Annotated in this window: 11 protein-coding genes; 10 read left to right on the plus strand and 1 reads right to left on the minus strand. The window is 71.4% G+C overall.

The window, feature by feature from the left end:
* The first annotated feature begins 167 nt into the window (after positions 1-167).
* From HUO13_RS05450 to HUO13_RS05495, 10 genes are all read left to right on the plus strand, one after another.
* Positions 168-1,619, plus strand: a complete 1,452-nt coding sequence (locus tag HUO13_RS05450; protein ID WP_211900385.1) for a PPE domain-containing protein — start codon at positions 168-170, stop codon at positions 1,617-1,619.
* A 79-nt stretch (positions 1,620-1,698) separates the two neighbouring features.
* A complete protein-coding gene (locus tag HUO13_RS05455; RefSeq protein ID WP_211900386.1) occupies positions 1,699-2,517 on the plus strand; it encodes an ESX secretion-associated protein EspG in 819 nt (272 codons plus the stop codon).
* A 356-nt stretch (positions 2,518-2,873) separates the two neighbouring features.
* Positions 2,874-4,196 carry a M16 family metallopeptidase gene (locus HUO13_RS05460; RefSeq protein ID WP_211900387.1) on the plus strand — a complete coding sequence of 441 codons (1,323 nt, stop codon included), beginning with the start codon at positions 2,874-2,876 and terminating at the stop codon, positions 4,194-4,196.
* Positions 4,193-5,560, plus strand: coding sequence for a M16 family metallopeptidase (locus tag HUO13_RS05465; protein WP_211900388.1), 1,368 nt, complete (start codon positions 4,193-4,195; stop codon positions 5,558-5,560). Before HUO13_RS05460 ends, HUO13_RS05465 begins: the two co-directional genes overlap by 4 nt.
* 37 nt (positions 5,561-5,597) lie before the next feature.
* Positions 5,598-6,524 (plus strand): NAD(+) diphosphatase, encoded by a 927-nt coding sequence (gene nudC, locus HUO13_RS05470; protein ID WP_249124470.1) that lies wholly within the window; start codon positions 5,598-5,600, stop codon positions 6,522-6,524.
* Between the two features lie 395 nt (positions 6,525-6,919).
* The gene (locus tag HUO13_RS05475; RefSeq protein WP_211900389.1) at positions 6,920-9,001 is read left to right on the plus strand and encodes an ATP-dependent DNA helicase UvrD2; all 2,082 of its coding nucleotides are present in this window, start codon (positions 6,920-6,922) and stop codon (positions 8,999-9,001) included.
* Positions 9,002-9,147: 146 nt separating this feature from the next.
* Positions 9,148-9,339 carry a hypothetical protein gene (locus HUO13_RS05480; RefSeq protein WP_211900390.1) on the plus strand — a complete coding sequence of 64 codons (192 nt, stop codon included), beginning with the start codon at positions 9,148-9,150 and terminating at the stop codon, positions 9,337-9,339.
* 130 nt (positions 9,340-9,469) lie between these two features.
* Entirely contained in the window at positions 9,470-9,859 is a 390-nt protein-coding gene (locus HUO13_RS05485; RefSeq protein WP_211900391.1) for a WhiB family transcriptional regulator, read from the plus strand.
* Positions 9,856-10,074, plus strand: a complete 219-nt coding sequence (locus HUO13_RS05490; protein ID WP_211900392.1) for a hypothetical protein — start codon at positions 9,856-9,858, stop codon at positions 10,072-10,074. The genes HUO13_RS05485 and HUO13_RS05490 overlap by 4 nt, the downstream gene beginning before the upstream one ends.
* A gap of 67 nt (positions 10,075-10,141) precedes the next feature.
* Positions 10,142-11,017, plus strand: a complete 876-nt coding sequence (locus HUO13_RS05495) for a class I SAM-dependent methyltransferase (protein ID WP_211900393.1) — start codon at positions 10,142-10,144, stop codon at positions 11,015-11,017.
* 560 nt (positions 11,018-11,577) lie between these two features.
* Here the strand turns inward: HUO13_RS05495 and HUO13_RS05500 are convergent.
* The gene (locus HUO13_RS05500) at positions 11,578-12,888 is read right to left on the minus strand and encodes an ABC1 kinase family protein (protein WP_211900394.1); all 1,311 of its coding nucleotides are present in this window, start codon (positions 12,886-12,888) and stop codon (positions 11,578-11,580) included.
* Positions 12,889-12,982: the final 94 nt, after the last annotated feature.

The following is a 12,982-nucleotide window of genomic DNA, read 5'->3' on the forward strand; positions in this document are numbered from 1 at the left end:
GGAAGCTCCTTCCTTCGCGTTGCTCGCACTCCCAGCCCGCACAGGGGGTTCCGGCAACGGCGGTGAGTCCGCCGCCGCAAGGCTGCCGGAGTAGGCGGCGGCGCGGCACGAAAGCGCCGCATCCGCCGCGGGAAAGCAAAAACGAATAGAGGGCAGGAGGGGCAGCGATGGGGTTCGGGGATTTCGTCGAGGGCGTGGGAAACGCCTTTCACGACGCTGGCGCGTCCGTCTTCGGCTACGACACCGTTGCTGAGAAGGAAGCCAACCAGCAGGCGGAGCAGGCCGCCAAGACGGGGGAGCAGGAGCGCGACAGGCTCGCGAAGGAGAACCGCGCCCTGAAGGAGGGCGTGAGCGGCTACGACCAGCCCGCGATCTCCCAGTGCGTGAACTGGTCCTCCTACAGCCACGAGCAGATCTTCAACACCAACCGCGACACCATCGACGAGGGCCGCGCCGATGAGGTCGGCACCGCCTGGAACAACCTGGGCAAGCGGCTCCGCGAGCGCGGTGCGCCGTTCGAGGCGAAGCTCAAGGAGATCATCGGCGGCGGCTGGCAGGGCGAGGCCGCCGAGCAGGCCAAGACCGTCGGTGAGCCGGTCAAGATGTGGATGGAGTACAGCGGCAACGCCTTCGAGATGACCGGCAACAAGCTGAAGGAGGCCGCTTCGGCCGCCGGTCAGGTGAAGCAGACGGTCCCCGAGCCGCAGGGCCACGACTGGGGTCGCACGGCCGCGGCCGCGATCCCGATGGGCCTGATCGGCGGTGGCGGCGACGCGCTCGCCCAGATGGAAGAGCGCAAGCAGGCCGAGAAGGGCGCGCAGGAGGCGATGGGGCGCATCTACAGCCCCACCTTCACCAACGTCGACGCCCACATGCCGCAGTACCAGAAGCCCGACGGCACGGTCGTCGAGCCGCCGCCCGCGAGGCCGCCGGAGGAGACGGACTGGGGCAAGCGCCCCGTCATTGACGACAGGCAGCGCATCGGTGTTGGGCCAGGTGATTCGGGCACCGGGATCGGCGGCGGTGTCGGGTCCGGCGGCGGTGGCGGTGGTTCCGGTTCCGGCGGTGGCGGATTCGGCAGTGGCGGCGGCGGAGGAGTCGGCGGCGGAGGCTACGGCGGTGGTTCCGGTGGTGGTGGCGGCTACACCCCGCCCGCCGGCACCGATTCGGCGTGGTCGAAGCCGCCGACGGCGCAGCCCGGCTACGGCAACCTGCCGCCCGCTCCAGGACCGAGTTCCGGCGGCGGCAACCCTCCGGGTGCATTCGGTGCGATGCCTCCCGGCGGCTTCGGCGGCGGAGGAGCAGGCGGAGCCGGTCGCGCGGGCGGCATGGGCGGTATCGGCCGCGGCGGTGCCGGCACGGGTGGCGTGTCCGCTGGTGGCCGGGCTGGCACGGGCGGACTCGGTGCCGGAGGGGCGGCGGGTGTCGGTGCGGCCGGCGCGGGCCGTGGCGCCGGTGCGGGTGGCCGCGGCGGCATGGCGGGCATGGGCGGCGGTGCCGGACGCGGCGGTCAGCAGGGGCAGGACGACGAGCACGAGCGTCCGTCTTGGCTGGAGGAGCAGGACGACGTCTGGATGAACGACATGCCCAAGACCGCCCCGCCGGTCCTGGGTGAGTGAGCACGACACGTCATGGAACCGGTGGTCGCGGCCGACGACATCGGCTGCGACCACCGCACGGGCAGGGAGGAACAACGCGGTGGGCTTGTTGGGTCGGTGGCAGCTCGCACCGGTGCACCTGGACATCGTTCTCAAGTACCTGGAACTCGGTGACCTGACGCTTCCGCTGGACGTGCCGTCGTTCGGGCGCACGACCGAGGAGTTCGGGCGGATCGCCCGGTTCGAGCGGCCGCGCATGGAGGAGCTCGGCATCGTCGTCCGGGACGAGATCCAGCCGCAGCTCGCCGAGGCGCTGCGGCTGCTGGCCAAGCCGTACCTGTGGGTGGACTCGCTGTGGTTCCCGAAGGCCGGTGACGACCACTGCTGGCGGACGCTCGCGGTGGTGACCGAGGGCAACCGAATCGTGCTGGGCGTCCAGCCGCCCAGCGACAACCCGCGCTACGGCGGACCGCTGACCGTCGAGGTGCACGAGAAGGCGCCGCTGTCGCAGGTGCTGCTGCCGACGTTGCCGCCCGCGCCGCCCGGCAACCGGGGGCCGGTTCGGGTGCCGCAGACGTCGTTCCGGTCCTCGCAGCCGCATGAGGACGAAGAGGTCGACGTGATGGCACCGGTCAGGCCGGTACGCGCGGGCAGCGGTGACCGCCAGGTCGAGCTGTACGAGGCGATCGGCAGGGCCGAGCACGTCCGCCTGGGCCAGATCGCCGCGAACCTGCGCGACCAGTACGGACGTGTCAGGAGGTCCACGGTGCTGAAGTGGTTCGACAACGTCGAGCCCGACGGCAGGTACCTCGACCACAGCGCGCGCGCCGCCACGGGCGAGCAGCTGTTCATGCTCACCCCGGCCGACGCCCGCCTGATCGGCGGCGAGATCGAGTCCCTGGTGGCCCAGGTGCGCTGACGGGGCCAGAGATCGCCTGGGGGATCGGAGCGGTGCTGCGGGCTGACCCGAGCGGTGCCGCGGGGCCGCCCCTGGACGATCAGAGCGGTGCCGCGGGCCGAACCGAGCGGTGCCGCGGGGTCGCAGCTAGAGGACCGGAGCGGTGCCGTCCTCACCCGCCGCCCCGCCCCTGCACCCCACCCACCCCGCCCGCCACGGATCGCCACCGCCGTCCGGGCCGTACCCGCTTCGCCCACGGCGAACATCGACCCGATTCACGTTTCTCCAGGTCGGCCGCCCGTCGCCGAGCCCGACACGCCGAAGCGACCTGCGGGGGGCGGGACACAGCGTGACGGGACGGTCGTAGGCTGCAAGGCATGGTCGAACCCCAGCTGCATCGCGTCACCTTGCCCAATGGGCTGCGCGTGGTGCTGGCACCGGACTCGGAGGGCTCCGCGACGACGGGGCGGGCTCCCGTCGTCGGTGTCAGCGTGCACTACGACGTCGGCTTCCGCTCCGAGCCGGAGGGGAGGACCGGCTTCGCGCACCTGTTCGAGCATCTGATGTTCCAGGGCAGCGAGAGCCTGGAGAAGCTCGCGCACTTCCGGCACGTGCAGGGCTCGGGCGGCACCTTCAACGGTTCGACGCACCAGGACTACACCGACTACTACCAGGTGCTGCCGTCGGCGGCGCTGGAGCGGGCGCTGTTCCTGGAGGCCGACCGGATGCGCGCCCCCAAGATCACCGAGGAGAACCTGCGCAACCAGGTCGACGTGGTCAAGGAGGAGATCCGGCTCAACGTGCTCAACCGCCCCTACGGCGGTTTCCCGTGGATCCTGCTCCCTCCGGTGCTGTACTCGACCTTCGCCAACGCCCACAACGGCTACGGCGACTTCACCGACCTCGAACAGGCCACCGTCGACGACTGCGCCGCGTTCTTCGACACCTACTACGCCCCGGGCAACGCGGTCCTCACCGTCGCGGGCGACATCGACGTCGAGCGCACGACCGAGCTGGTGCACAAGCACTTCGGCGACGTGCCCGCGCGCGAGGTCGGCGCCCGGCCGTCGTTCGCCGAGCCGTTCCCGTCGAGCGAGCTGCGCGGCCACCACGCGGACCCGCACGCGCCGCTGCCCGCGGTCGCGCTCGGCTACCGGCTGCCCGACCCGGTCGGCGAGCTCGACGCCTACCTGGCCAACGTGGTGCTGGCCGCGATCCTGACCGACGGCGACGCCTCCCGGTTGCAGCAGCGCATGATCCACCAGGACTCGCTGGTCGTCGACGTGCACGCCGGCTGCGGTCTGATGGGCGCGCCGCTGGACGCCCGCGACCCCGACACGTTCACCCTGACCGCCATCCACACTCCCGAGGTCGGAGTCGGGCGGGTGCTGTCCGCGGTCGACGAGGAGCTCGACAGGCTCGCCACGGACGGCCCGACCGATGAGGAGCTGTCGCGGGTCACCGCGCGCTGGTCGGCGGGGCTCTACCGCGAGCACGACCGGGTCGTCTCCCGCACGCTCGACCTCGGCAGCGCGGAACTGCTGCACGGCCGCGCCGAGCTGGTGTCCGAACTGCCCCGCCGGGTCGAGCAGGTCAGCGCCGAGAACGTCTCCGCCGCCGCGAAGGCGCTGCGCCCGGACGCCCGCGCCGTGCTCGAGCTGGAACCCGCAAGCGACGCTTCCGCAGGAGGTGCGGCATGACCCGCGCGACCCACCGCAGCGCCGAGGAGATCGGCCGCACCGAGCCCGGCCCGAGGCCGCTGCCGCCGCTCGGCGAACCGCGCGCGGGGCAGCCGTCGGTCGCCGTGGACACCGTGCTGGACAACGGGCTGCGCGTGATCGCCGCCCGCCACGGCGTGGTGCCGATGGTGGAGCTGCGGCTGCGGATCCCCTTCGCCGGTGACGACCCGATGCACCCCGCCCGCGCCGAGGTTCTGGCGGAGACACTGCTCACCGGCACGGCGCGCCGCGACCGGGTGCAGGTCGACAAGGATTTGGCCACCGTCGGCGGGGATCTGCACGCGGGCGTCGACCCGGAGCGGCTCAGCCTCTCCGGCGACTCGCTGGCCAGCGGGCTCGGCACGCTGCTCGACGTGCTGGCCGACGCCCTGACCGGGGCCACCTACGCCGACCACGAGGTCGAGGGCGAGCGCGACCGGCTGGTCGAGCGGATCGCGGTCGCGCGCTCGCAGCCCCGCGTGATCGCGCGCGAGGAGCTGCAGCGCCACCGCTACGGCGACCACCCCTTCGTCCGCGAGGTCCCGGAGGCCGAGGACGTCGCCAAGGTGACCGCCGAGGAGGTGCGCGCCCTGCACCGCGAGTCGGTGCTGCCGCGCGGCTCGGTGCTGGTCCTGGTCGGCGACATCGACCCGGACCAGGCGGTTGCCGAGGTGGCGCGCAGGCTCTCGGGGTGGCAGGCCGACGCCTCGGCCAAGGAGATCCCGGCGCTGCCCGAGGTCAGGGGCGGTGACGTCCGGCTCGTGCACCGGCCGGGAGCCGTCCAGTCGCAGCTGCGCTTCTCCGCGCAGGCGCTGCCGCGCACCGACCCGCGCTACCCGGCGCTGCAGATCGCCAACCTGGCCTTCGGCGGCTACTTCTCCTCGCGGCTGGTCGAGAACATCCGCGAGGACAAGGGCTACACCTACGGCGCGCACTCCTCGTTCGAGTTCACCCGCGACAACGGCACCCTGCTGGTCGACGCGGACACCGCCAGCGAGGTCACCGCGGCCGCGCTGCTGGAGACCCGCTACGAGTTCGGCCGGCTGGCGCTGGTGCCGCCGACCGAGACCGAGGTGGAGTCGGCCCGGCAGTACGCGATCGGCGGCCTGCTCACCTCGACCTCCTCCCAGTCGGGCTTGGCGTCGATGCTGGTGGTCCTCGGCTCGTTCGGCCTCGGGCAGGACTGGCTGGCGGCGCACCCGCAGCGGCTGCGCGAGGTGACCGTCGACCAGGTCGCCGAGGCGGCCGCGCTGTTCGCCCCGACGGCGTTCACAGGTGTCGTCGTTGGCGATGCAGAGAAGCTGAGCGACCAGCTCCGCGCGCTCGGCGGGGTGGTGCTGCCATGACAGGACCGCTGTCACGATGTGGGATGCTGGACGGGTTATGAGTTCGCAGGCCTGTGTCACGTCCCGCCACGGATTCCAGCTCGGTTCGCCGCCGGTGCTGTCCAGGTCCACAGTGGACAGAAGTGAGCTGCTGCGCAACGCCCGCGCGACCGAGCTGTGGGCCGAAGGCCGGATCATCCTGGTCGACGCCAAGGGGCGCACGCGCGTCGAGGAGGACGGCAGGCTGGCCTGCCAGCCGGCCGGCGATTTCGGCAACGGCCCGGCGCCGAACGCGGTGCTGCTCGGTGCCGAGGGCGACACCGGCTACTGGGCGCTGCGCGTGGAGCAGGACGTGCCCCAGGAGGGCTGGCTGGACCTGCGGGCGGCGGGCGCGCTGCTGAACGACACCGACGCCGGACTGCTCACGACAGCGGTCGCCCTGCTCGGCTGGCACGACAACGCGCGGTACTGCGCCAGGTGTGGCGCGGCCACCACCCGGGCGCAGTCCGGGTGGGTGCGGCACTGCACCGGCTGCGACCGCGAGGAGTACCCACGCACCGATCCGTCGATGATCTGCCTGGTGCACGACGGTGCCGACCACGTGCTGCTGGCGCGTCAGCCGTCGTGGCCGGCCGACCGCTACTCGGTGCTCGCCGGGTTCGTCGAGGTCGGCGAGTCGCTGGAGGCGTGCGTGCGGCGCGAGGTGGCCGAGGAGGTGGGCGTCGAGGTGTCCGACGTCCGCTACCTGGGCAGCCAGCCGTGGCCGTTCCCGCGTTCCCTGATGCTCGGCTTCGCCGCGGTCGCCGACCGCTCGGCGCCGCTGCGCCCGGCGGACGGCGAGATCGAGGACGCCCACTGGTTCCACCGCGCTGACGTCCGCGCCGCGCTCAACGCCGAAGACGTCGCCGTGTCGGGCCTGCGCCTGCCGCCGAGCGTCTCGATCGCATACGGCATGCTCTCCGGCTGGGCCCAGCACGACGGCTGACTCCAGGCGGACATGGCGGCCCCTCGGTCCCTTGTTCGCGACAGGCTTCCTGAGTCCTCAAAGCCTGCGTTCACGCAGGGACGCCGGCCACGGTGAGCGCCTAGATCTCCCTCATTCGATGGCACTCACCCGTGGCCGGCGTCCCTGCTGATTCGGGCCTGCGTGTCCCTCCGCAACTCCGCAAGCCGGCACCCGGTCACGTAGGTCGGAGGAGTTGTGGCGCCGCCGCCTGAACGCTCGAGTTGATGATCTTGCCGACCAGTGTTCTTCCCAGGTGGGGGCCGAATTTCTCAGAATCGCCCTTCCGCGATGTGCGACCTGCGAGGCATCCGGGCCCGACACGCGGGTGAATGCCGGGGCGTGGCACGGCGATGGCTTCTGCGAAGATGCCAGCCATGGCCGAACAACCGCGACTCCTGGAAGGTTTGGACCCGGAGCAGCGGGAGGCGGTCGTCGCACCGCGCGGCCCGGTCTGCGTGCTCGCCGGCGCCGGCACCGGCAAGACCCGCACGATCACCCACCGCATCGCCTACCTGGTGCAGCGCGGCCTGGTGGCCCCGCAGCAGGTGCTCGCGGTCACCTTCACCGCCCGTGCAGCGGGGGAGATGCGCACCCGGCTGCGGGCGCTGGGTGCCGCCGGTGTGCAGGCGCAGACCTTCCACGCCGCCGCGTTCCGCCAGCTCCGCTACTTCTGGCCGCGGGTGCACGACAGCCAGGCATGGCCGCTGACCGACAACAAGTTCCGGCTGGTCATGCAGGCCGCGGGCCGGGTCGGTCTGCCCACGGAGAAGGAGTCCGTGCGCGACCTCGCGGGCGAGATCGAGTGGTCGAAGGCATGCCTGGTCGGCCCGGAGCAGTACCCCGCCGCGGCCGCCGCCGGGGGCCGCGACGCTCCGGCGCCGCCGGAGCAGATCAGCCAGGTCTTCGCCGCCTACGAGAAGCTCAAGAACGGCGCGCAGGTCCTGGACTTCGACGACCTGCTGCTGCACACGGCGGCGATCCTGGAGGAGCACCCGGAGATCGCCGAGGAGTTCCGCGACCGCTACCGCTCGTTCGTCGTCGACGAGTACCAGGACGTCAACCCGCTGCAGCAGCGGGTCCTCGACGCCTGGCTCGGCAAGCGCGACGACCTCACGGTCGTCGGGGACGCGAACCAGACGATCTACTCCTTCGCCGGTGCCGCGCCGAAGTGGCTGGTGGGATTCCCGCGCCGGTTCCCCGAGGCCACGGTCGTGCGCCTGGAGCGCGACTACCGGTCGACGCCGCAGGTGGTGGCGCTGGCCAACCAGGTCATCGACGCCGCCAGGGAGCGGCCCTCCGGCACGCGGCTGCGGCTGGTCGGGCAGCGCCCGGACGGCCCGAGGCCCAACTTCGCCGAGTTCGACGACGAGCCCGCCGAGGCCCACGCGATCGCGCACAAGATCGCCAAGCTGGCGAAGCAAGGCGTGGCGCTTTCGGAGATGGCCATCCTGTTCCGGGTCAACGCCCAGTCCGAGGTCTACGAGAAGGCGCTCGCCGACGCCGAGATCCCGTACCAGGTGCGTGGCGGTGAGCGGTTCTTCGCCCGCACCGAGGTCCGGCAGGCGATGGTCACCCTGCGCGCCGCGGCCTCCCGCTACGAGCAGTCCGGAGACCTGCCCGCCGACGTGAGGGAGGTTCTGACCGAGGTCGGCCTGACCGACGAGCCACCGGCGGGCGGGGCGGCCAGGGAGCGGTGGGAGTCGCTGATCGCGCTCGTCGAGCTCGCCGAGGAGCTGGCGGCCACCGTGCCCGAGGCGGGCCTGGCCAGATACGTCACCGAGCTCGACGTGCGGGCCGAGTCACAGCACCCGCCGACGGTGGAGGGCGTGACCCTGGCCTCGCTGCACGCCGCCAAGGGCCTGGAGTGGGACGCGGTGTTCCTGGCAGGGCTCGTCGAGGGCACGCTGCCGATCCAGCACGCCGACACCCCGGCCGCGGTCGAGGAGGAGCGCAGGCTGCTCTACGTGGGCGTGACCCGCGCCCGGGAGCACCTGCAACTGTCGTGGGCGCTGTCGCGCACCGAGGGCGGCCGCCGCTACCGCAGGCGCAGCCGGTTCGTCTACAACCTGGTGCCCGACGACCACCCCGCCGCGCTGCCCGCCAAGGTCAAGGAGCGCGAGACGGTCGCCGCGCCGAGCAAGGCCAAGCCGCGTTGCCGGGTGTGCAACGCGACGCTGGTGAACACGATGGACATCAAGCTCGCGCGCTGCTCGGACTGCCCGTCCGATGTGGACGAGGGGCTGCTCGAACAGCTCAAGGCGTGGCGCAGCGAGCGCGCCAGGCAGCTCAAGGTTCCTTCCTACGTGGTCTTCACCGACGCGACGCTGACCGCGATCGCCGAGCAGCGTCCGTCCGATGAGGCGGAACTAGTGGGAATATCGGGAATAGGTGCTTCGAAGCTCCGCAAGTTCGGATCGGACGTCCTGGCCCTGGTGCAGGCCGGTCGTCCGGACTGAAACCGCAGGTCGCGGAAGGTTTTCACCCGAATCCGCGGAATCTTGGAAAAATGAGTTGCGACCGGCACCCGGGTGCCAATAGCCTGCAGTAGCGCGCTGAGGAGGGCGAACCCCCGGCGCGATCACTGGGAAGGAGGTGGCTTCAGATGACCAACACGACGATGTTCGGTATCCCTGGCCACCTCATGTCCGGGGATACCGCGCGTTGGGGCGTCCGAGAAGGCATTCGTGGCTATGTCGGCCCGTTTGCCGAGCCGCGCGTTTTCACCGCGTTCACCCAGATCCAGACCGTGCATCGCCGGTCCGTTTCGAAGCATCTCCTTGATCGCATGATCTAGAAGCACGCTTCAGGCTTTTCGAAGGCCGCGGACCCGCTCACTGCCGGGTCCGCGGCCTTCTCGTCGTTTCTGGGTGTTTCCGCAGTCCACTTCCGAGAAATCTGCCGCCGACCGAACAGGAGGAAGTTGCATGTTGACCACCAGCGTGCCGATATCCGACGGAGCCGAGGCCCAGCGGGGTGAAGCCGTCGGCACTCTGCTCGACAGCGCCCCGGCTCTGGGCGGGGAACTGCCCTGCCGCCGCGACCCCGACCTTTGGTTCGCCGAAAGCCCCGGCGAGCTGGAGAGGGCCAAGTCGCTGTGCGCGGAGTGCCCGATCAAGGCGGAATGCCTCGCGGGTGCTCTTTCCCGGGGCGAGCCCTGGGGTGTCTGGGGCGGTGAGATCTTCGAGCGCGGAACCGTCATCGCGCGCAAGCGGCCTCGCGGCCGTCCCCGCAAGCACCCGCTGCCTGCCGGTGGCGGGGCGGTGCAGCCCAGAGCGGCCGACGCCCGGCGACGTGGTCAGGAGAAGGCGGCATGAACGACACCAGGGTCATCAACCAGATCAGCGGTCCGAGAATGGAAGTGAAGTACCGAATGCTGATGCCGGAGGATTTGTCGAAGATCCGGATGCAGGATCTGATACACGAAGCACGAGAAGCGCGGTTGGCGCGCGAGGTCGGAGCAGGGCGTTTGTGGCGGCGACTGGCCGCCTACGCCTCCGACCGCGCCGACCGCGCACAACGCTGTCGGTGAGCGAGGCCCCTGGCGTGTCCCGCATTCGCGGGTTCGCCAGGGGCTTTCGCCCGTAGAGTGGTCGTTCATGGCCCCGCATTCGCACGACAACATCGACTGGGACGCGCGGCTTGAGCGCTTGCGCGACACCGACGCGCTCACCGGGCCGGAGACCGCGGAACTGGTCAAGCGGCTGCTGCGGCCGGAAGACCGGTCGGTGGTCGACGTCGGTGCGGGTGCGGGTGGCTCGGCCGCGGCGTTCGCCAAGGCGCTCTCCGGCACCGGTGACACCGTCACCGTCGTCGACAGCGCGCCCGAGCTGCTCGCCGCCGCAGCGGACTGCGCGAACCGCGCCGCCTCCGGCGGCGTGGACGTGCGCGCGGTGCGTGCGGACGCGGCCGACGACGCATTGCCGGACCTGGTCGGCCAGGTCGACCTGGTGTTCGCCTCGTTCGTCGCGCACCACCTGCCCGACCAGATCGCCGGCCTCCGCCGGATGGCGCGGATGGTGCGGCCCGGCGGCCGCCTCGCGCTGGTCGAGTTCGGTCTGGAGCATCGCGTGCTGCCGTGGGACATCGGCCTCGGCGAACCGGGCCTGGAATCCCGGCTGGCCGCGGCACGCGACGACCGGTTCCGGCGGATGCGGGCGGAGATGGAGGGCTCGGTGCGCATGCCGATGGGCTGGTCGGCGGCGCTCTCCGAAGCGGGCCTCGACGACGTCGAGTCCTGGAGCTACCTGATCGACCGTCCCGCCCCGGCATCCGGCCCCGCCCTCAACGCAGCCGTGCGCCGACTCGAGTGGCTACGCGAGGCAGCGGAGGAAACCGCCGGCGCCGAGGACCTGCAGGTACTCGACCAACTCCTTGATCCGGAAAGCCCCCACTTCCTCCGCAACCGCCTGGACGTCCAGTACCTGGTCGCCAACACGGTTCACGTCGGCACCAAGCCCACCCACTCCACCTGACAACGTCTCCGCCCGCCCAAAGGGCAGGCCCAGACAGGCGGTGCTGTGGTTCTCATCCCGTCGACCTGGCGCCAGCCCGATCAGACCGGGTCAAGGGGGCACCCCTGATGCCCACCGCAGGCTGCCTCGAAAAGCCGGCCCCCTTGACGCGGTCTGATAGCCCTCGTGGAGGTCGATGGGATGAGAACCACCATTCACCCCACCGCAGGATGCCTCGAAAACCCACTCATCCCGGAGACCTGCCGGGGGCCTGGGGGCGGCGAGCGCCCCAGAAACCACCCACTCAAGGCGCCCCGCAAGGCCAGGGTGAGTGCGTCGCAAACCCCCGCGCCCCCGCAGTCAAGGCGCCCCGCAAGGCCAAGGTGAGTGCCTCGAAAACCCGCGCGCCCCGCTCTCAAAGTGGCCCGCCAGCATTAGCCGCTGCGTCGAAACCTCCCGCGCCCCCGCACTCAAGGTGACCCGCAAGGCCAGGGTGACCGCCTCGCAAACCCCCGCGCCCCCACACGCAAGGCGCCCCACCCGCCCCGCTAGGTACCTCGAACTCCGGCCCCCGGAACCCCTCAATCCGCGAAGCCGGGCTGCCAATGCGAGATGATCTCCCGGGCCGCCACCTCGGCGTCGAGCTGGCACAGGATGCCGGTGGCGCCGAGGGTGACGCGGTGTATGAGCAGGTAGTCCGGGGGCAGGTTGAGCGAGCGGCCGGTGCGGAACTCGGGGCTGCGCAGGTCGCCGACCCGCTCTGCCTGGCTCTGCATCCACCGCCGGGTGAAGTGGAAGCGTTCGGTGCGCACCGGATCGACGAACGGCCCGAGGTAGGCCTGAACGTCTTCGGCCCGCAGCTCGCTGTCGGTGTGCACGAAGCGGTCGGCGCGCAGCAGTTCCAGGAGCTCGTCCGCGCGGTCCTCGAGCGCCAGCCGCAGCATCCGGCCCATGGTGCGCGGCGGTCCGTCGGGCAGCTTGGCGACTGCACCGAAGTCGATGACGGCGATCCTGCCGTCTTCCACCATCATGAAGTTGCCCGGGTGCGGGTCGGCGTGCAGCAGCCCGGCCCGCGCCGGTGACGAGTAGTGGAACTCGCCGAGCAGCCGTCCCGCCTCGTCGCGCTGCTCGCGCGTGCCTGCGGTGATGATCTCCGCGTACGGGGTGCCGGTGACCCACTCGGTGACCATGACCTTCGGCGCGCTGGCGACCACGCGCGGCACCAGGACCTGCTCGTCGTCGGCGAACGCCGCGGCGAAGGCGCGCTGGTTGTCGGCCTCGGTGCGGTAGTCGAGCTCCTCGACCATCCGGTCCTGCAGCTCGGTGAGCAGCGGCTTGATCTCGGCCCCGGGTGCCAGTGACTGGAACAGCCGGGAGAAGCGCATGAGCTGGCGCAGGTCCGCGCGCAGCGCCTCGTCCGCACCCGGGTACTGGATCTTCACCGCGACCTCGCGGCCGTCGTGCCAGACGGCGCGGTGCACCTGCCCGATGCTCGCGGCCGCGGCCGGGACCTCCTCGAAGTGCGTGAACCTGTCCCGCCAGGCCCGGCCGAGCTGCTCGTCGAGCACCCGGCGCACGCTGGCCTCCGACATCGGCGGCGCGGCCGACTGCAGCTTCGTCAGCGCCTCGCGGTAGGGGCCTGCCATGTCGTCGGGGACCGCGGCCTCGAACACGCTGAGTGCCTGCCCGAACTTCATCGCGCCGCCCTTGAGCTGCCCGAGGACCGCGAAGAGCTGTTCGGCCGTCCTGGCCGAGACCTCGGCGTTGATCTGGTCGGCGTCGCCACCGGTGATGCGCTTCCCCCAGCCCGCGGCAACCCGGCCCGCGACGCTGAGCGGGACGCTGGCGAGCTTGGCGGTGCGGTGGGCCGCCCAGCGGGGGATGTCGGTCACGAATTCTCCTCATCCGGGCACAGGAAAACTCTCTCGATGACCAGGTGTTCGACATCGAGGAACCCAGTCACATGCTAGAGCTTTCCCCACCGCT

This window comes from Saccharopolyspora erythraea (assembly GCF_018141105.1).
Classification (GTDB): Bacteria; Actinomycetota; Actinomycetes; order Mycobacteriales; family Pseudonocardiaceae; genus Saccharopolyspora_D; species Saccharopolyspora_D erythraea_A.